Origin of the sequence: Variovorax sp. 278MFTsu5.1, assembly GCF_048305045.1 — a bacterium.
Taxonomy (GTDB): Bacteria; Pseudomonadota; Gammaproteobacteria; order Burkholderiales; family Burkholderiaceae_C; genus Variovorax; species Variovorax guangxiensis.
Genome location: NZ_CP157622.1, coordinates 3210012 through 3227392, shown reverse-complemented (window position 1 = coordinate 3227392; position 17381 = coordinate 3210012). Strand labels below are relative to the sequence as shown.

Below are 17381 nucleotides of genomic sequence, written 5' to 3'. Positions count from 1 at the left end.
CTCAGGCAGCGGCGATGAAGCTCACGATCAGCGCGACGGCGCTGACGACGATCACGCTCGCGGCCAGGTCGCCCAGCGCATGCCAGAGGGAGCGCGGGGTCGTGTCGAGCACGGAGTCTTCGGTGGCAACGGGGGTCATGCGTAGGTTCCTTGGTGTTGCGAAACGAAAGGCAAAGGCTGTCCCGCACCGCGCACAGGCGGTGTTCAAAAAGGAAAGCGGGATGACCGGCGGAAGAGTTCCGGAAAAGCCGGGCTCGCGCTGGCGCGCGGCCCGTGCTTTCAGACGCTACATCGCACGCGCGAGAACGGCACCGGCTCGAAGCCGTGCGTCGCCGGCAGCTTCAGGCCCTCGGTGGCCAGTACCTCGACGGCCTCGTTGAGTCGTTCGGCCAGGTCGTTGTGCACCTGGTAGGCGTTCTCGGGCGTCAGCGCGATCTGCGATTCGCTGGCGTATACGCCCGGAAGAATGTGGCGCGCAGACAGCGACTGCAGCACGGGCCGCAGCGCGTAGTCGAGCGCGAGCATGTGGTGCGGGCTCCCGCCGGTGGCCAGCGGCAGCACCGTCTTGCCCTTGAGCGCGCTCTGCGAAAGCAGGTCGAGAAAAACCTTGAGCAGGCCGCTGTAGGCCGCCTTGTAGACCGGCGTGGCCACCACGATCACGCGGGCCGCCGCCACCTGGGCGATGGCGCGCTCGATGGCCGGATGGTTCCACTCGGCCAAGAGCAGCGCCTGCGCTGGCAGTTCGCGAACGGCGAGCCGCTCGATCCGCGCATGGCGCCGGGCCAGCCGCTCGCCCACCGCATCGAGCAAGGCGGTGGAACGGGACGGGGCCGTCGGGCTACCGGCAATCAGGAGAACGGACACGGAAAACCTCAGTTCGATGAAAAAAAGCGCGAATTCGCGGGGCCGCCGCGCACGGCCGCCCGAAGCGGCCGGCCCGCCCTCCGGCAGGGGGTGGGCGAAGCGACACGAAGTGCGCGCGGCCGGGGGGGTTACTTTTGTTTCGCTGTGTAGATCTGGTCGAAGGAGCCGCCGTCGGCGAAGTGCTCCTTGTCGGCCTTCGCCCAGCCGCCGAAGGCCTGGTCGATGGTCACCAGCGTGAGCTTGGGGAACTGCTTGTCGTACTTGGCCTTGGCCTTCTCGGAGGTCGGGCGGTAGAAGTTGCGGCCCGCGATGTCCTGGCCTTCGTCGGAGTACAGGTACTTCAGGTACTCCTCGGCGACGGCGCGCGTGCCCTTCTTGTCGACGACCTTGTCGACCACCGACACGCTGGGCTCGGCCAGGATGGAGATCGACGGCACCACGATCTCGAACTTCTCGGGGCCGAATTCCTTCAGCGCCAGGAAGGCTTCGTTCTCCCAGGCCAGCAGCACGTCGCCCACGCCGCGCTGCACGAAGGTGATGGTCGCGCCGCGCGCGCCGGTGTCGAGCACGGGCACGTTCTTGAACAGGTTGCCGATGTATTCCTTGGCCTTCGCGTCGCCGCCGTACTTGCGCTTGGCGAACTCCCACGCAGCCAGGTAGTTCCAGCGGGCGCCGCCCGAGGTCTTGGGGTTCGGGGTGATCACCTGCACGCCGGGCTTGACCAGGTCGTCCCAGTCCTTCAGGCCCTTGGGGTTGCCCTTCTTCACCAGGAACACGATGGTCGAGGTGTAGGGCGCGGAGTTGTGCGGCAGGCGCTTCTGCCAGTCGGCCTTGACCAGGCCGCCGTGCGAAACCAGTGCATCGATGTCGCCGCCGAGCGCCAGCGTGGCCACGTCGGCATCGATGCCGTCGATGATCGAGCGGGCCTGCTTGCCCGAGCCGCCGTGCGACTGCTTGACCGTCACGTCTTGGCCGGTCTTGGCCTTCCAGTACTTGGCAAAGGCCTGGTTGTAGTCCACGTAGAGCTCGCGTGTCGGGTCGTACGACACATTCAGCAGCGTCACGGGGCCCTTGGCCGCCGCGGCGCCCTGCGCGAACGTCGGCAACGCCGACAGGGCCATGGCACCGGCCACGCCGGCACCCAGGGAAAGCTTGATAAAGTCGCGGCGAAGGCTCATGGTGTCTTGCTCTGAAAAGGCATATCGATGAAGCTGCGTATTCTCAATACGACATATAGAAACTGGAACGACCAAGTTTTCAGTTCTAAATAGCCAAATCAACTAAGCAGCCCTTTCCCGCTTTTTTTCCCGTATCCCCACTTTTCCCGTTCAAAAGGCAACAGAAATGGCACGCATGGTTCAGTGCATCAAGCTCGGCAAAGAAGCCGAAGGTCTCGACTTCCCGCCCTACCCCGGCGAGTTGGGCAAGCGGATCTGGGAAAGCGTCAGCAAGGAAGCCTGGGCTGCCTGGCTGAAGCAGCAGACCATGCTGGTCAACGAAAACCGCCTGAACCTTGCCGATCTGCGCGCCCGCCAGTACCTGGCGCGGCAGATGGAAAAGCACTTCTTCGGCGAAGGCGCCGACGTGGCCCAGGGCTACGTTCCCCCATCTGCCCCCTGACGGTCACCCCTGCGATTGCCGCCCACCTCTTCTTCGGGAAACACTGCAGAACCGGCTTCGCCGGGCTGCAGGTGTTGCCCCCTCGAAGGGGGTGGGCGAAGCGACACGAAGTACGCGAAGCCTGGGGGTGAGCCTGTTACCTGGCGCGCCGACGGCGTTCCCCGGAGCGAACGCTTCGACGACATTTATCACACCGAAACCGGCGCACTGGCTCAGTCGCGCCATGTTTTCCTCGGCGGCTGCGGCCTGCCCGAGGCCTGGGGCGGACAGCCCCAATGGCGGATTCTCGAAACCGGCTTCGGCCTGGGCCTCAATTTCCTGACAACCTGGCAGGCGTGGCGCGCCGATCCGGCACGGCCTCGGCTGCTGCACTTCGTCTCGGTCGAGGCCCATCCGGTCTCGGCCGGCGATCTGGTGCGCGCGGCCGGGGCGTACCCCGAACTCGCACCCCTTGCTGGTGAACTGGCCGCGCAGTGGAACGGCCTGCTGCCCGGCTTCCATCGGCTGGCCTTCGACGAGGGCCGCGTGCTGCTCACGCTGTGCGTCGGCGACGTGCAGCCGATGCTGCGCGCACAGCGCTTCGAGGCCGACAGCATCTTCCTGGACGGCTTCAGCCCGCAGCAGAACCCGGCGATGTGGTCGGCGGACACGCTCAAGGCCGTGTCGCGCTTCGCCCGCCAGGGCACACGCATCGCCACCTGGACCATCGCTCGGGCGATCCGCGATGCGCTCGCGCAGCAAGGCTTCGCCGTCGAGAAGCGACCCGGCCTGCCGCCCAAGCGCGACTGCCTGCGCGGCACCTTCGCCCCCGCCTGGACCGTGCGCCGCCGCGAACCCGCGCCGGAGCGCATCGAGGCGCCGGGCCGCTGCGCCGTTATCGGCGCGGGCCTCGCAGGTGCGGCCGTGGCGGCCAGCCTGGCACGGCGCGGCTGGCAGGTGACGGTGCTCGACGCGGCCGAATGGCCCGCATCCGGCGCCTCGGGGCTGCCGGTGGGCATGCTCGCGCCGCATGTATCCCCCGACGACGCCCTGCTCTCGCGGCTCACGCGCGCCGGCATCCGTGCGACCTGGATCGAACTGACACGGCTGCTCGAAGAAGGCCGGGACTGGCGCGCCAGCGGCGTGCTGGAGCGCCGGCCCGATGGCGATGTCCGCGTGCCCGCCGGCTGGAGCAGCCAGGGGCCGAACGAATCGTGGCCTGCCGGTGCTGATCAGCTGGCAGCGGCAGGCTTGCCCGCCGATGTTCCCGCGATCTGGCATGCCCGCGCAGCCTGGGTGAAGCCGCAACGCCTGATTGCCGCCTGGCTGCGCCAGCCGGGCGTCGAATTCCGTGGCGGTTGCCGGGTGGCGCGGTTGGAGCACCATGAAGACGGCTGGCAGCTGTTCGACGCGGCGGGCGAACTGCTGACCGAAGCAGATCGCATCGTCATCTGCGCCGGCTTCGAATCGGGCCGCTTCGCTCCTGCGCTCCCCTTGCAGCCAGTGCGCGGACAGGTCGCCTGGGGCCCGATGCCCGACGACAGCGCCCTGCTACCCACGACGCCGGTCAACGGCGACGGTCATCTGGTCGCTCACGTCCCCGGCGAGCACGGCGATGCAGCGATGTGGCTGGCCGGTGCCACCTTCGATCGCGACAGCACCAGCCTCGACCCCACCGAGGCGGACAGCAACGCAAACCGCGAGCGCCTCGAGCGTCTGCACCCGGACGCCGCCAGGGCGTTGGCCGGCGGCGAGAGCCACACATGGGTCGGCGTTCGATGCGCTTCGGGCGACCGGCGCCCTCTTGCAGGCCCGGTCGATGCCGGCCTCTGGACCTGCACAGCCCTGGGCTCGCGCGGCCTGAGCTTCGCCGCTCTGTGCGCCGAGCTGTTGGCCGCGCAATGGCACGCCGAGCCGCTGCCCTTGCCGGCCGCGCTGGCCAAGGCGCTCGGCACTCAGCGGCTCTGAGAATCAGCCCGTGGCCGGGGTCACGCCCAGCAGGCCACCATGGCGCCCGGGAAGATGCCGATCGCCGGCCCGCCGAGCACCTGCAAAGGGCCGAATGCTTCGGGCATCGGCTGCCTGCCTGACTACCCGGCGCTGTGCACCGAGGGCGCCAGCATGTGGTCGATGCGGCTGTCCCCGTAGGTGCGCAGCACTTCGGAGATCACCACCTTGTAGCCGTCGAGCCAGTTCGCCTGCGCGGCCTTGGCCTGCTGGTGCGCGGGGTGGCTGATCAGCGCCTGCAGGCTGTCGAGCGAATCCCAGTAGTAGACGTTCGACACGAGCCCGTTGCCGGGGTTTTCCCACATCTCCTCGCCCAGGTAGCCGGGCAGCGACCTGGCGGCTGCGGCGATGGTCTGGTCGAGGCGGTGGAACTCGTCGTCGAACTGCTTCTTGGCGAAGATGAAGGTGGCGCAGTACATGGCGGGCCGGAATCTCCTGGGTGGCGCAACGGATGTGCGAGCCGGACGGTCGAATGGACTGGCGCCGATTCTGCGGCATCGACGCCCGTGCGTTCCACACTTTTGCCGCGCGAAGGCACGAGAATGCGGCGCATGGCCACCCAGTACGACATCAGGCACACCACCGTCTACCGCTACAACCAGCCGGTCAGCTTCGGCCTGCACCGGGTGATGTTCCGCCCGCGCGACAGCCACGACCTGCGCGTGCTGGCCACCGACCTGCAGGTGAGCCCGGAGGCGAACACGCGGCTCATCCAGGACCCGTACTCCAACTCCGTCGCGCTGGTGCAGCCGCTGGGCGAAGCCACCGAGCTGCGCATCGTGTGCTCCTTCACCATCGAGCACGTGCCGCCGTCGCAGCGCGACCTGTTCACGCTCGATCCGTCCGCCGAGTTCCTGCCCTTCGCCTACTCGGTGCAGGAGCGGCTCGACCTGGAGCACTACCTGCGCCCGCACCACGACGACGACGAGCAAGGTACGCTGATCCGCTGGGCCCACCAGTTCCTGCAGGCCGACAAGCCCAACAGCACGCGCGAGGTGCTCACGCGCATGAACGCGCACATCGGCCGGAGCTTCGAATACAAGGCGCGCGACGAGGAAGGCACGCAGACGCCGCTGGAAACGCTGGCGCTGGGCAGCGGCAGCTGCCGCGACTACGCGCTGCTGATGATGGAAGCCACGCGCCGCCTGGGTATCGCCACCCGCTTCGTCTCGGGCTACCTCTACGACGCGGCACTCGACACCGCCGCGCGGGCTCAGGGCGAGCCCGACTCGATGACCGGCGCCGGCACCACGCACGCCTGGCTGCAGGCCTACCTGCCGGGCGTGGGCTGGCTCGCCTTCGACCCCACCAACAACCTCATGGGCAGCGGCCAGCTGATCCGTGTCGGCGTGGCACGCGACCCTTCGCTGGCGGCGCCGATCTCGGGCAGCTGGTTCGGCGACCCCGAGGCCTACGACGGACTCGAGGCCACGGTGGTCGTCACGCGCCGCGAGGGTTGAGCACCGCGGCAGCGGTGCTCAACTGCGCGCCGCCAGCTTCGCTTCAAGTTCGGCGATGCGCGCCCTCGCCTCGTCGCCTTCCGGAATCGGCCGGCCGCTGTCGCGCCACTGCACCGCGCTCTTGAAGCCTTCGGCCTCCGCCTGGCGCCTGAACCACATGCCCTCGGGGTTGTGGCGCGTGATGCCGTCGAACACGGTTGCGAACATCTGGCTCTGCTCCAGCCCCATCGAATGCCAGACCTGGTTGACGACCAGCTTGTGCATCATGAGATGCGAGCTCGGCACGCCCGCGATGCGCTGCGCGAGCTGCATCGTGGCCTCCTCGAGCCGCTCGGCCGGCACCGAGAGATTGGCCAGCCCCCATTCGGCTGCCTGCGTGCCGGTGATGGTGTCGCCGGTGAACATGAGCTGCTTGGCGCGCATGGCGCCGAGGCGGTAGGTCCACATCGCGGTGGTCGGGCAGCCCCACACGCGCGTGGGCATGTAGCCGATGCGCGCATCGTCGGCCATGGTCAGCAGGTCGCAGCACAGCGCGATGTCGCTGCCGCCGGCCACCGCGTAGCCGTGTACCTTGGCGATGGTGGGCTTGCGGCTGCGCCACAGGGCCATGAAGTCGTCGGTGTTGCGCTTCATGGCGGCGTAGTCGAGCATCGGGTCCCAGGGCGTCTTTTCCTGCCGGCAGGGGTGGTCGCCCTGGTCACCGTCACCCTGGCGGCCATGGCCTTCGGCGTAGTCGCCCAGGTCGTAGCCGGCGCAGAAGGCACGGCCTGCGCCCTCGACCACGATCACGTGCACCTCGTCGTCGGCCTCGGCCCATTCGACCGCCCGGCGTATCTCGCCGGGCGTGGTCTCGCCGATGGCGTTGAGCTTGTCGGGCCGGTTGAGCACGAGGCGCGCGATGCGCGGGTGCTGCGGGTCCTTGTCGATCAGGACGGTTTCGAAGGCTGGCATGGCGGGCTGTCTCCTTGTGTTGAGGGGCGGTCGCGCTGCTTTTTTAGCATCGACCGCCTCGCACGCCCAGACCCGGAAAGAGCCTTCAGCCCGCTGTTGCCCCACCCAGCTGGAAGCGGAAGACCGCGCCCTTGTCGGCCTGCTGCACCAGCCGGATGTCGCTGCCGTGCAACTGCAGGATGCGCTTGACGATCACCAGCCCCAGCCCGCCGCTGCTCGCCGTGCCGTCGGCGCGCGAGCCGCTCATGAACACCGGGCGCGTGAAGATCGCCTTCTGCAGCTCGCCCGGAATGCCCGGCCCCGTGTCGCTCACCTGCACCGTCACGCCGCCGTTCTCGGCGCGCAGCTGCACCACGATCTCGCCGCCCTCGGGCGTGTGGCGGATGGCGTTGTCCAGCAGGTTGGTCAGCACGCGCTCGATCATGCCGAGGTCGGCCGACACCACCGGCAGGCCCGGCGCGATGTCGGGCTTCAGGCGCTGATGCCTGGCCTCGGCCGCCAGCTCGAACTTCTGGAACACGTCCTGCACCAGGTCGGCCAGCGCGAAGCTCTCCTTCTCGGGCTTGACCACGCCGTATTCGAGCCTCGCCAGTTCGAAGGCCTCCTGCGCCAGCCGGCCGACCTTGCGGCTCTGGCCGAGGGCGATTTCGAGATAGCGCCGCCGCTCCGCCTCGTCGAGCGTGCCGGCCTTGAGCAGCAGCGTTTCGAGGTAGCCATGCAGCGAGGTGAGCGGCGTGCGCAGGTCGTGCGAGATGTTGGCGAAGAGCTCGCGGCGCTGCTGGTCCTGCAAGGTCAGCTCGCGCCATTGTTCGGCGATGCGCTTCGTCATCTGTGCAAAGGCCTGGCCCAGCTGGGCGATCTCGTCGCTGCCGCGCGAAAGCCGCTCCAGCGTGGGCGCCTCGCCTTCGAGCGATGCGATGCCTTCGGTCTCGAAGCGCTTCACCGCCGCCGTCAGCTCGCGCAGCGGCCGCGTGATGAGCCGGAATGCCGCCAGCCCCGCAAGCAGCCCGAGCAGCGCCACCAGCCCCATCGCCCACAGCGTGGTGCGCAGCACGTTGTCGGCCGCCACGTTGGCGACCAGCGCGTCGTGGTCCTCGCCCTGGAGCACCACATAGACATAGCCCGCGTCGCGCCCGCCCATCTGCAGCGGCGCGGCGCTGAATACCTTGGCGCCGCTCGGGCTGCGCGGGTCGTCCCCCGCGATGGGCAGCGGCGCGCCCGAGAGCAGCTTGCGGACCGGCCCCAGATCGACCCTGTCGCGCTTCAAGTGTCCCGGCGGCGCGGCCTGCGCCTCGATGCGGCCGTCCAGCCCGAGCAGATAGACCTCCACGCTGGGGTTGACGGCCATCAGCTTGTCGAACAGGTCCTTCACCGCCGCCTGGTCGAGCCCGCCGGGCTTCATGAGTTCGGAGTTTTCGGCGATGTGTGCCGCCAGCCCGAGCGAGAGGCGCTGCACCACTTCCTGCTCGTGCATGCCGTTGGAGCGAACCTGCAGCCACACCGACGCGCCGCAGCACACCAGCAGCAGCACCGCGAACACGGCCGACAGCCGCCGCGAAAGCGTGGCCCAGGCCATCGTCATGCGGCCTCCTCCGCGCTGCCGGTGGCCGAGAGCTTGTAGCCGCGCCCCCACACGGTGAGGATGCGCTTCGGCTGCGTGGGGTCGGCCTCCACCTTGGTTCGCAGCCGGTTGATGTGGGTGTTGACGGTGTGCTCGTAGCCGTCGTGCTGGTAGCCCCAGACCTGGTTGAGCAAGTCGAGCCGCGAGAACACCTTGCCGGGATTGCGCGCGAAGAAGTACAGCAGGTCGAACTCGCGCGGCGTGAGCTCCACCGGCTTGCCGTCCACCCGCACCTCGCGCGCCAGCGGCTCGATGTCGAGGTTGCCCAGCGTGAGGCTGCCCGAGTCCATGCGCGCGTTGCGCGCCATCGCGTCAGTGCGCCGCAGCAGCGCCTTTACGCGCGCCACCAGCTCCAGCACCGAGAAGGGCTTGGCCAGGTAGTCGTCGGCCCCCAGTTCCAGGCCGAGGATGCGGTGCACCTCGCTCGAGCGGGCGCTGATGATGATGATCGGCGTGTATCGCGCCATCGCGCGGGCTCGGCGGCAGATCTCGAGGCCGTCGATGCCGGGCAGCATCAGGTCGAGCACCAGCGCGTCCCAGTTGCCCCGCTCCAGCTCGCGAAGGCCGGCGTGGCCGTCGGCGGCGTGCTCGATGGCGTAGCCCTCGTCGCGCAGGTGCATGCGCAGCAGTTCGGCAATGTGGGCGTCGTCCTCGACGATCAGCACGCGCTTGGGAGTGTCCATGGTGGCGCCATTGTCCCGCCATCCGGCCGGCGGAGTTATCACGATTAATTGAACTTTGCGTGATGAATCGGCCATGGGGTGCGCCGAACAATCCGCCCCATGAACAGCACGACAGCCACCGCCCCCATCCCCGCCACGGCCGAGGCCGGGCCGGTACATCCGCTGTGGATGCGCATCTCGCACTGGCTCAACGCGCTGGCCGTGGTGATCCTGGTGACCAGCGGCTGGCGCATCTACGACGCCTCGCCCTTCTTCCCCTTCACCATCCCGACCGTGGTCACGCTCGGCGGCTGGCTCGGCGGCGCCCTGCAATGGCACTTTGCGGCGATGTGGCTGCTGGTGGCCAACGGCCTGTTCTACCTGTTCATGAACATCGCCACCGGCAGGCTGGCCACGAAGTTCTTTCCGCTGACGCCGCGCGGCGTGCTGCACGACGCACTGGCCGCGCTCAAGGGCAGGCTCTCGCACGCCGACCCGCGCCACTACAACAGCGTGCAGAAGCTGGCCTACCTGTTCGTGATGCTCGACCTGATCGTGATCGTGCTCTCGGGCTTGGTGCTGTGGAAGTCGGTGCAGTTCCCGGTGCTGCGCGAGCTGATGGGCGGCTACGAGTCGGCGCGCCGCGTGCACTTCTTCGGCATGGCCGCGATCGTCGCCTTCGTCGTCGTGCACCTCGTGATGGTGGCCCTGGTGCCCCGCACGCTCCTCACCATGATCCGCGGCCGCGCCGCCAAAGCCCGATGAAGATATTCAAAGCCCCCACCCTGAGCGGCATCGACGGCGACGCCGTGCTGCGCGAAGCCCGCACGCTGATCTCGAAGAAGCTCGACGAGCCCTCGCGCCGCGTCTTCCTGCGGCGCTCGCTGACCCTCGGCGGCCTTTCGCTGCTCACCGGCTGCAGCATCAGCGACAACGCGCAGGTGGAGGCCGCGCTCACGAAGATCTCGCGCTTCAACGACAAGGTGCAGGGCCTGATCTTCAGCCCCACGCAGCTCGCGCCGACCTACACGGAGGCCGAGATCACCCGCCCCTTCCCCTTCAACGCCTACTACGGCGAGGACGAGGTGCGCGAAGTCGACGAGGCCAGCTACAGGCTGGAAGTGACCGGCATGGTCGCCGACAGGCACGCCTGGACGCTGGCCGAACTGCGCGCCATGCCGCAGCAGGAGCAGATCACGCGGCATATCTGCGTGGAGGGCTGGAGCGCCATCGGCCGATGGGGCGGCGTGCGCTTCGCCGACTTCCTGCGCCACATCGGCGCCGACCTCACGGCCAAGTACGTCGGCTTCAAGTGCGCCGACGACTACTACACCAGCATCGACATGCCCACCGCCCTGCATCCGCAGACGCTGCTCGCGCTGAGCTACGACGGGCAGCCGCTGCCGCCGAAGTACGGCTTTCCGATGAAGCTGCGCATGCCCACCAAGCTTGGCTACAAGAACCCGAAGCACATCAAGGCGATGTTCGTCACCAACACCTATTCCGGTGGCTACTGGGAAGACCAGGGCTACAACTGGTTCGGAGGGAGCTGAGGGGCCGATAGCCACTCGACTGCCGAAGAAAGCGAAAGGCGGAGTTCCACCGGGACCGAGCCGACATTGAAGACCCAACCTCAACTCACTCAGGAAGACGCCAAATGAACAAGCTCACCGCAACCCTTCTCGCCACCTGCATGGCCTTCGCCGGCGCCTCGGCCTTTGCCGCCGACGAAATGGCGAAGGACGGCATGGCCAAGGACTCGATGTCCAAGGACGGCATGAAGAAGGATTCGATGGCCAAGGACTCCATGTCGAAAGACGCGATGAAGAAGGACTCGATGGCGAAGGACTCCATGTCCAAGGACGGCATGAAGAAGGACGCCATGGGCAAGGACGAGATGAAGAAGTAGGCGCCCCGCCGCGCTGCCGCCCCACAGCGCTACCGCATCACCATTGACGCCGGGGCGATTCGGCGTCAATGTCACCTCCCTCAAGGAATCCGCACCATGAAGAAATCCTTCGCACTCACCGCCGGCACGCTGGCTGCCGCAGTCCTCGTCTGGCAGGCGGCACCCTCCTTCGCAGAAACCGCGCGCCGCGTGCCCGCGCCCACCGCCGACCTGGCCGCGGCACCGGGCGCGAAGACTGAAACCGCAGTATTCGCCGGCGGCTGCTTCTGGGGCGTTCAGGGCGTGTTCCAGCGCGTCAAGGGCGTGAGCAACGCCGTGTCGGGCTATGCCGGCGGCGAGGCGAAGACGGCGCGCTACGACGAAGTCGGCTCGGGCCGCACGGGCCATGCCGAGTCGGTGCGCATCACCTACGACCCGCAGCAGGTCAGCTACGGCAAGCTGCTGCAGATCTACTTCTCGGTGGCGCACGACCCTACCGAGCTCAACCGCCAGGGCCCCGACGTGGGCACCCAATACCGCTCCACCGTGTTCGCCGAGAACGCCGAGCAGGCCCGCATCGCCAACGCCTACATCGCGCAGCTCAACCAGGCGAAGACCTTCGGCAAGCCGCTGGCCACCACGGTCGAGCTGTCGAAGCCCTTCTACGCGGCCGAGGACTACCACCAGGACTACCTGACGCTGCACCCGAGCCAGCCCTATATCGCGATCAACGACATGCCGAAGATCGACGACCTGAAGAAGCTCTTCCCCGAGAGCTACAAGGCCACGCCTTCACTGGTGAAGGCGGCCAAGGCAGGCTGAGCGGGCGCCAGGTCATTCCTTGTATTCGCCGCGGCGCGCGGCCCGGTTGGCGCTGGTGCGCTCCACCAGCGCCCGCTGTGCAGTCGCCACGTTGGCCGCATCGCCCTTCCATGCATCGAGCGCTGGCTGCTGCACCGCGCGGGAGAACGAGAAGGTCAGCGCCCATGGCAGGCGCGATTTGTAGCGGCGATTCATTTCGTTGAGCCGCGCCGACGCCAGCTGCGCAGGCTGGCCGCCCGAGAGAAAAGCCACGCCGGGCACCACGGCCGGCACGGTGCGCAGCAGGCATTGCACAGTCGCCTCTGCCACTGCCTCGACGGAATCCTGCACGGCAGCCTTCAACCCCGGCAGCACCATGTTGGGCTTCAGCAGCATGCCTTCGAGCAGGACGCCCTGTGCGCGCAATTCAACGAAGGTGCGGTGCAAAACCTCCTCGGTGACCTCTGCGCAGCGCGCGAGCGAATGGTCGCCGTCCATCAGCACCTCGGGCTCGACGATGGGCACCAGCGCGGTCTCCTGGCACAGCGCGGCATAGCGCGCCAGTGCATGTGCGTTGACGCGTATGCAGGCGCGGCTCGGCAGGCCGACGCCGATGGCGATCACGCCGCGCCACTTGGCGAAGCGCGCGCCCATCGTGGCGTATTCGGCAAGGCGCTCGCGCAAGCCGTCCAGCCCTTCGGTAACGGTCTCGCCCGGGTGGCCGGCCAGCGGCTTGGCGCCCGTGTCGACCTTGATGCCGGGAATGATGCCGGCGTCGGCCAGCGCCTTCGCAAAGGGATGGCCTGCGTTGGTCTTCTGCCGGATCGTCTCGTCGAAAAGGATCGCGCCAGAGATGCTGTCGGCCAGGCCCGGCGCAGTGACGATCAGCTCTCGCCAGTCGCGCCTCGCAGCCTCCGTCTGCGGTATGCCGAGCGCGGCGAAGCGCTTGTTGCAGGTGGCATTGCTCTCGTCCATCGCGAGCAGGCCCTTGTCGTCCGCGACGAGCGCGCGGGCAGTGTCGATCAGTGTTCGTTCGGTCATGCGGGGCACCTCTCTGGCGGGCATGGTACGCCCGTGGCCTTCCGTTCTTCTACGGCAGGCTGGTCGCGGTGCTCAATGAAGGCCAATCCGCGCTGGGCCAGCAAGGGCCGTTCACCGCGCTGGCGATGCCCTGACGAAACAGGACCTAGATCACGTTCTTCTCGAGCAAGGGCCTGTTCTCGAGAATCCGCGCGAAGGACACCGGCGACAGATCGAGGCTGCGGTATTCGCCGAAGCGGATCAACTCCGCCACGCCGCGCCCCGCCGCCGGGCACTGCTGCAGGCCGTGGCCCGAGAAGCCGTTGGCGAAGTAGAGGTTGTCGCAGTCGGGGTGCAGGCCGAGGATGGCGTTGTGGTCGAACACGTTCATCTCGTAGTAGCCGGCCCAGGCGCCGGTCATGCGGATGGCTTCGAAAGCGGGCACGCGCTCGGCCAGCGAGGGCCAGATGAAGCTGTCGAAGGCTTCGTACTCGACCTCGAGCGGCGCGTCATCCAGGTCATGGTCTTCCTGCGGCGCGAAGCCGCAGATGAACTGGCGGCCCTCGGGGCGCAGCCAGATGCCGGAGGTGTCGATCACCAGCGGGCAGCCGGGCAGCGTCTCGGGGCACGAGAAGCTGAACACGCTGCGGCGGCGGCCGCGCACCGGCAGGTCGATGCCGGCCCATTGCGCCACTTTCGCGGCCCAGGCGCCGGCGGCGTTGACGACGAAGTCGGCTTCCAGCGTCTCGGCGCTGTCGAGCTGCACGCCGGTCACGGTGCGGCCGTGTCGGCGCAGGCCTATCGCATGCGCCTGCACGTAGCGCACGTCCTGCGACACCGCCTTCCTGCGGAAAGCCTGCAGCAGGCTGTAGCCGTCGTACCAGCCCTCGCCCGAGAGGCCGAGCGAGGCAAGTTCGACGCCTTCGGTCGAGATCCACGGAAAGCGCGCCTTCAGTTCATCGGGCGTGAGCAGCGCCACGTCCACCGCGTGCGCCTTCTGCATCGCGTGGTTCTCGCGCAGCACCTCGACGCCGGCCTGCGAGGCCAGGTACAGGTAGCCGGGCTCGACGAGGCCGATGTCGGGCACCTCATCGCCCACGCACAGGGTCTCGCCAAGATTGCGGAAGAAGTCGATGCCGTAGAGCGACATCTGGATGTTGATGGCGGTGGAGAACTGCTGGCGGATCGAGCTGGCCGACAGCGCCGACGATGCCTGCTTGTAAGAGAAGTCGCGCTCGACCACCGTGACCTCGAAGCGCTCGCCGTCGGAGTCGCGGGTCAGGAAGTAGGCGATGGCGGAACCGATGGCCCCGCCGCCGATGATCACCACACGCCGCATGAATTGCCTTCCTTGCTGCTGTCTGCCTTCATTGATTCAGCCCTGCCCTTCATGGGCCAACTGCGCCGCCGCGAGGTCCCACAGTGCATGCCCCACCGTCTTGAGCAGCACCGGGCGGCCCGGCGACGCCGGCGATGCATCGCGGAACGCCTGCACCGCCGCCCAGTCCACGCCCGCGCGGATCAGGTCGCCCGCCTCGTTGCGCGCGCCCTCCAGCGTATCCACAAACACGGCGCAGCGGCGCACGAGTTCTGGCGGCACCTCGGCCATGTCGGGGCGATAGGCGCCCACGGCGATGAGGGTGGCGTCCGGCCTCACGCCTGGCGGCACCACGGGCTCCTGCGAATTGGTCGCGGCGACGATCAGGTCGGCCTCTTCCACTGCAGTTGTCGGGTCGTCGATTGCCTGGGCGTCGACGCCCCGCGAGCGCATGTGCCGGGCCAGCGTCTCGGCGTGTTCGGGCGTCCGTGCCTGGATCTTCATCTGCCGCACGCCCCAGACCTCCGCGAAGGCCTCGGCATGCGCGCGAGCCTGCACCCCGGCGCCGATCAGCAGCATGCGACGCGCCTCCGTGCGTCCCGCCCTCGCCGCTCCGGCCAGCGACAGCGCCGCCGTGCGACGCGCCGTGAGCACGTTGCCATCCATCGCGAGCAGCCGGGTGCCGGTGGCCGCATCCATCAGCGTGACATCGCCCTGCACCACGGGCAGGCCGAGTTCCGCGTTGGCGGCGTGCACGGTCACCGTCTTCAGGGCGGCGAAGCGCCGGTCGGCGGCCGGCATCAGCAGCATGACGCCACCTCCGGCGAGCTGCACGCAGGTGCGCGGCGATGCATGCGCCTCGCCAAGCCGCTCGCGCTCGAACATCTGCAGCAGCGCTTTCACCAGCGCGCTGTAAGGCAGCGCGGCGGCGGTCTGCGCGGCATCCAGCGTGCGCATGCGGGCCGCCCTCTTCAGGAGCCCGCCACGCGCACGCGCTTGCCGTCCTTGTAGGTGAAGACGGTGAAGTCGGGCTTCTGCAGGTTGCCTTTGGCGTCGAAGCTGATGGTGCCGGTGACGCCGTCGAACTTCACCTTGCGCATGGCCGGCAGGTAGGCCTGCGGCTCGACCGAGTTGGCGGCGCGCATGCCGGCGGCCAGCGCCATCATGGCGTCGTAGAGGTACGGCGCGTAGGTCAGCACCTCGGTGCCGTAGCGGGCCTTGTAGCGCTGCTCGAACTCGGCGCCCCTGGACGTCTTCTCGACCTCCTTGCCGCCGCGCGTGCAGTACAGCAGCCCGTCGACCGCGCCGCCGCTGATCTTCGCGACCTCGTCGGTGCACAGCCCGTCGGTGCCCAGCAGCTTGGCCGTGATGCCGAGCTGCTTCATCTGGCGCGCGATGAGCCCGCCTTGCGCGTCCATGCCGCCGTAGAACACCACGTCGGGCTGCCTGCTCTTGATGGTGGTGAGGATGGCCATGAAGTCGGTGGCCTTGTCGCTGCCGTACTCCTGCGCCACGACGTTGCCGCCCAGCGCCTTCACGCCGCGCGTGAACACCTCGGCGGCGCCCTGGCCGTAGGCAGTGCGGTCGTCGATCACCGCGATGTTCTTCGCCTTCAGGTCCTTCACCGTGTAGCTGGCGATGGCCATGCCCACGTCCTCGTCGCTCGCGAGGATGCGGAAAACGTTGTCGTAGCCCTGCTTCGTGAAGCTCGGGTTGGTGGCGGTGGACACGTCGGGCAGACCCGCGCGGCTGTAGACCGCCGAGGCCGGAATGGCCGCGCCCGAGTTGAAGTGGCCCAGGATGCCCTTCACGCCCATGTCGGTGAGCTTGTTGGCGACCACCATGGCCTGCTTGGGGTCGGCCTGGTCGTCCTCGGACTGCAGCACGAACCTGATCTTCCTGCCGCCGATGACGAGGCCCTGCTTGTTCAGGTCTTCGACCGCGAGGCGCGCGCCGTTGTCGTTGTCCTTGCCCCAGTGGGCCGCGCCGCCGGTGAGCGGGCCCGCGTGGCCGATGGTGACGGTCTGCTCCGCCGCGGCCTGCGCGAACGCGGCGGCGGGCAGACCCAGGGCGGAAGCCAGCGCGATGCCAATGGCGGCATTGCGACGGGTGCGCGAAACAATCATCGGAAGTCTCCTCGTATCGTTGGCAGGGGTCGGCACGCAGAATAGAGTCGCGGGCGGACACGGAACAAACGCTAAAAACTCACAACGTTGTGCGAGCCGGGAAGGAATCCGACCCGGGCACGACCGGTGCTTCGGCACCGGCAACGAGACAACTGCTGGCTATCGATCGATGAGAAAAGACATTCCCAACCTCGGCGCGCTGCAGGCCTTCGAGGCCTCGGCGCGGCTGGGCAGCTTCACCCGCGCGGCGAGCGAACTGGCGCTCACGCAGAGCGCCGTCGGCCGGCAGGTGGCCATGCTGGAGCAGCGTCTGGGCGTGCCGCTGTTCTCGCGCGTGCGGCGCCGCCTGACGCTCACCGACACGGGGCGCGAGTATGCGGCCCGCATCCGCCGCCACCTCGACCAGATCCGCCGCGACACGCTGGAGATCAGCGCCGGCCACGAGATGGGCTTCGTGCTGGAGCTTGCCGTCGTGCCCACCTTCGCCACGCAGTGGCTCATACCGCGCCTGCCGGAGTTCAGCCGGCTTCATCCGAACATCACGGTGAACCTGTCGGCGCGCTCGCAGCCTTTTTCCTTCCAGGAAAACGCCTACGACGCGGCCATCTACTTCGGCGACCAGTTCTGGCCGAACACGCGCGGTGGGCTGATCTTTTCCGAGGGCGAGATGGTGCCCATCTGCAGCCCCGCCTTCCGCGACGCGCACGGGCCGTGGGACGAAGCCGGCTTCGAGCGCTGCCGCCACGTGCACCTGAGCACGCGCGCCCATGCATGGCGCGACTGGTATGCGCAGCAGGGCTGGGAGTACACGGTGCATGCCTCGCGCGGGCCGCGCTACGAACTCTTCACCATGGTGGTGGCGGCCACGGCCGCCGGCATGGGCGTGGGCCTGGCGCCGCGCATCCTGATCGAGCACGAGCTGCGCACGGGCGAACTCGTGATTCCGGTCGACCGGCACCTCGACGTGCCCCAGGGCTACTACTTCGCGTACCCCGAGGGCCGGCCGGCCTCCGGGGCGCTGGAAGACTTCAAGCGCTGGGTGCTCGGGCTGACACCCGGCTAGG

General features: G+C 68.3%; 19 protein-coding genes. 8 read left to right on the top strand and 11 right to left on the bottom strand.

All coding sequences use genetic code 11. The annotated features are described in order from the left end of the window. Position 1 precedes the first annotated feature (1 nt). The 3 genes from ABL844_RS15040 to ABL844_RS15030 form a co-directional block, all read right to left on the bottom strand. A complete protein-coding gene (locus tag ABL844_RS15040) occupies positions 2 to 139 on the bottom strand; it encodes a hypothetical protein (protein ID WP_165909539.1) in 138 nt (45 codons plus the stop codon). Between the two features lie 140 nt (positions 140 to 279). Beyond that, complete coding sequence (ssuE, locus tag ABL844_RS15035) at positions 280 to 864, bottom strand: NADPH-dependent FMN reductase (protein ID WP_418131778.1); 585 nt, start codon at positions 862 to 864, stop codon at positions 280 to 282. A gap of 128 nt (positions 865 to 992) precedes the next feature. After that, positions 993 to 2042, bottom strand: coding sequence for a sulfate ABC transporter substrate-binding protein (locus ABL844_RS15030; protein ID WP_184638257.1), 1050 nt, complete (start codon positions 2040 to 2042; stop codon positions 993 to 995). Positions 2043 to 2208: 166 nt separating this feature from the next. Here ABL844_RS15030 and ABL844_RS15025 point away from each other — a divergent pair, with 166 nt between their 5' ends. Continuing rightward, positions 2209 to 2484, top strand: a complete 276-nt coding sequence (locus ABL844_RS15025) for an oxidative damage protection protein (RefSeq protein WP_126019332.1) — start codon at positions 2209 to 2211, stop codon at positions 2482 to 2484. A 183-nt stretch (positions 2485 to 2667) separates the two neighbouring features. Next, positions 2668 to 4431, top strand: coding sequence for an FAD-dependent 5-carboxymethylaminomethyl-2-thiouridine(34) oxidoreductase MnmC (mnmC, locus tag ABL844_RS15020; RefSeq protein ID WP_418131906.1), 1764 nt, complete (start codon positions 2668 to 2670; stop codon positions 4429 to 4431). A gap of 122 nt (positions 4432 to 4553) precedes the next feature. On the opposite strand, the gene ABL844_RS15015 is transcribed toward mnmC, so the two are convergent. Beyond that, positions 4554 to 4889 (bottom strand): antibiotic biosynthesis monooxygenase family protein, encoded by a 336-nt coding sequence (locus ABL844_RS15015; RefSeq protein ID WP_418131777.1) that lies wholly within the window; start codon positions 4887 to 4889, stop codon positions 4554 to 4556. Between the two features lie 132 nt (positions 4890 to 5021). Between ABL844_RS15015 and ABL844_RS15010 the strand changes: the two genes are divergently transcribed. Further along, positions 5022 to 5930: a transglutaminase family protein gene (locus tag ABL844_RS15010; RefSeq protein ID WP_260319278.1), complete on the top strand. Its 909-nt coding sequence runs from the start codon at positions 5022 to 5024 to the stop codon at positions 5928 to 5930. Between the two features lie 18 nt (positions 5931 to 5948). Here the strand turns inward: ABL844_RS15010 and ABL844_RS15005 are convergent, their stop codons facing one another. The 3 genes from ABL844_RS15005 to ABL844_RS14995 all read right to left on the bottom strand — a co-directional run bounded on the left by ABL844_RS15005 (position 5949) and on the right by ABL844_RS14995 (position 9185). Continuing rightward, a complete protein-coding gene (locus tag ABL844_RS15005; RefSeq protein ID WP_418131776.1) occupies positions 5949 to 6881 on the bottom strand; it encodes a crotonase/enoyl-CoA hydratase family protein in 933 nt (310 codons plus the stop codon). Positions 6882 to 6966: 85 nt separating this feature from the next. Further along, the gene (locus ABL844_RS15000; protein WP_418131775.1) at positions 6967 to 8463 is read right to left on the bottom strand and encodes an ATP-binding protein; all 1497 of its coding nucleotides are present in this window, start codon (positions 8461 to 8463) and stop codon (positions 6967 to 6969) included. After that, the gene (locus tag ABL844_RS14995) at positions 8460 to 9185 is read right to left on the bottom strand and encodes a response regulator transcription factor (RefSeq protein WP_184638267.1); all 726 of its coding nucleotides are present in this window, start codon (positions 9183 to 9185) and stop codon (positions 8460 to 8462) included. The genes ABL844_RS15000 and ABL844_RS14995 overlap by 4 nt, the downstream gene beginning before the upstream one ends. 99 nt (positions 9186 to 9284) lie before the next feature. On the opposite strand from ABL844_RS14995, the gene ABL844_RS14990 reads away from it, so the two are divergent. From ABL844_RS14990 to msrA, 4 genes are all read left to right on the top strand, one after another. Continuing rightward, positions 9285 to 9929, top strand: a complete 645-nt coding sequence (locus tag ABL844_RS14990; RefSeq protein ID WP_418131774.1) for a cytochrome b/b6 domain-containing protein — start codon at positions 9285 to 9287, stop codon at positions 9927 to 9929. Further along, complete coding sequence (locus ABL844_RS14985; RefSeq protein WP_369658277.1) at positions 9926 to 10717, top strand: molybdopterin-dependent oxidoreductase; 792 nt, start codon at positions 9926 to 9928, stop codon at positions 10715 to 10717. The genes ABL844_RS14990 and ABL844_RS14985 overlap by 4 nt, the downstream gene beginning before the upstream one ends. Before the next feature lie 104 nt (positions 10718 to 10821). Beyond that, the gene (locus ABL844_RS14980; RefSeq protein ID WP_184638273.1) at positions 10822 to 11073 is read left to right on the top strand and encodes a pentapeptide MXKDX repeat protein; all 252 of its coding nucleotides are present in this window, start codon (positions 10822 to 10824) and stop codon (positions 11071 to 11073) included. A gap of 96 nt (positions 11074 to 11169) precedes the next feature. Next, a complete protein-coding gene (msrA, locus tag ABL844_RS14975; RefSeq protein WP_418131773.1) occupies positions 11170 to 11874 on the top strand; it encodes a peptide-methionine (S)-S-oxide reductase MsrA in 705 nt (234 codons plus the stop codon). Between the two features lie 12 nt (positions 11875 to 11886). Here the strand turns inward: msrA and ABL844_RS14970 are convergent, their stop codons facing one another. The 4 genes from ABL844_RS14970 to ABL844_RS14955 all read right to left on the bottom strand — a co-directional run bounded on the left by ABL844_RS14970 (position 11887) and on the right by ABL844_RS14955 (position 16317). Then, complete coding sequence (locus ABL844_RS14970) at positions 11887 to 12894, bottom strand: class I fructose-bisphosphate aldolase (RefSeq protein ID WP_418131772.1); 1008 nt, start codon at positions 12892 to 12894, stop codon at positions 11887 to 11889. Positions 12895 to 13039: 145 nt separating this feature from the next. Further along, the gene (locus ABL844_RS14965) at positions 13040 to 14212 is read right to left on the bottom strand and encodes an NAD(P)/FAD-dependent oxidoreductase (RefSeq protein ID WP_418131771.1); all 1173 of its coding nucleotides are present in this window, start codon (positions 14210 to 14212) and stop codon (positions 13040 to 13042) included. A gap of 36 nt (positions 14213 to 14248) precedes the next feature. Next, positions 14249 to 15148 carry a delta(1)-pyrroline-2-carboxylate reductase family protein gene (locus ABL844_RS14960; protein WP_418131770.1) on the bottom strand — a complete coding sequence of 300 codons (900 nt, stop codon included), beginning with the start codon at positions 15146 to 15148 and terminating at the stop codon, positions 14249 to 14251. A gap of 14 nt (positions 15149 to 15162) precedes the next feature. Then, the gene (locus ABL844_RS14955) at positions 15163 to 16317 is read right to left on the bottom strand and encodes a branched-chain amino acid ABC transporter substrate-binding protein (RefSeq protein ID WP_418131769.1); all 1155 of its coding nucleotides are present in this window, start codon (positions 16315 to 16317) and stop codon (positions 15163 to 15165) included. 169 nt (positions 16318 to 16486) lie between these two features. Between ABL844_RS14955 and ABL844_RS14950 the strand changes: the two genes are divergently transcribed. After that, positions 16487 to 17380 carry a LysR substrate-binding domain-containing protein gene (locus ABL844_RS14950; protein ID WP_126019298.1) on the top strand — a complete coding sequence of 298 codons (894 nt, stop codon included), beginning with the start codon at positions 16487 to 16489 and terminating at the stop codon, positions 17378 to 17380. Position 17381: the final 1 nt, after the last annotated feature.

Bases quoted from the DNA above. Each gene is read 5' to 3' on its own strand.
- ABL844_RS15015 (WP_418131777.1), bottom strand. From the start codon at position 4,889: ATGTACTGCGCCACCTTCATCTTCGCCAAGAAGCAGTTCGACGACGAG.
- ABL844_RS15030 (WP_184638257.1), bottom strand. From the start codon at position 2,042: ATGAGCCTTCGCCGCGACTTTATCAAGCTTTCCCTGGGTGCCGGCGTG.
- ABL844_RS15040 (WP_165909539.1), bottom strand. From the start codon at position 139: ATGACCCCCGTTGCCACCGAAGACTCCGTGCTCGACACGACCCCGCGC.
- ABL844_RS15010 (WP_260319278.1), top strand. From the start codon at position 5,022: ATGGCCACCCAGTACGACATCAGGCACACCACCGTCTACCGCTACAAC.
- ABL844_RS14960 (WP_418131770.1), bottom strand. From the start codon at position 15,148: ATGCGCACGCTGGATGCCGCGCAGACCGCCGCCGCGCTGCCTTACAGC.
- ABL844_RS14980 (WP_184638273.1), top strand. From the start codon at position 10,822: ATGAACAAGCTCACCGCAACCCTTCTCGCCACCTGCATGGCCTTCGCC.
- ABL844_RS14970 (WP_418131772.1), bottom strand. From the start codon at position 12,894: ATGACCGAACGAACACTGATCGACACTGCCCGCGCGCTCGTCGCGGAC.
- msrA (WP_418131773.1), top strand. From the start codon at position 11,170: ATGAAGAAATCCTTCGCACTCACCGCCGGCACGCTGGCTGCCGCAGTC.
- ABL844_RS14955 (WP_418131769.1), bottom strand. From the start codon at position 16,317: ATGATTGTTTCGCGCACCCGTCGCAATGCCGCCATTGGCATCGCGCTG.
- ABL844_RS14965 (WP_418131771.1), bottom strand. From the start codon at position 14,212: ATGCGGCGTGTGGTGATCATCGGCGGCGGGGCCATCGGTTCCGCCATC.
- ABL844_RS14990 (WP_418131774.1), top strand. From the start codon at position 9,285: ATGAACAGCACGACAGCCACCGCCCCCATCCCCGCCACGGCCGAGGCC.
- ABL844_RS15025 (WP_126019332.1), top strand. From the start codon at position 2,209: ATGGCACGCATGGTTCAGTGCATCAAGCTCGGCAAAGAAGCCGAAGGT.
- ABL844_RS14985 (WP_369658277.1), top strand. From the start codon at position 9,926: ATGAAGATATTCAAAGCCCCCACCCTGAGCGGCATCGACGGCGACGCC.
- ABL844_RS15005 (WP_418131776.1), bottom strand. From the start codon at position 6,881: ATGCCAGCCTTCGAAACCGTCCTGATCGACAAGGACCCGCAGCACCCG.
- ABL844_RS14950 (WP_126019298.1), top strand. From the start codon at position 16,487: ATGAGAAAAGACATTCCCAACCTCGGCGCGCTGCAGGCCTTCGAGGCC.
- ABL844_RS14995 (WP_184638267.1), bottom strand. From the start codon at position 9,185: ATGGACACTCCCAAGCGCGTGCTGATCGTCGAGGACGACGCCCACATT.
- ABL844_RS15000 (WP_418131775.1), bottom strand. From the start codon at position 8,463: ATGACGATGGCCTGGGCCACGCTTTCGCGGCGGCTGTCGGCCGTGTTC.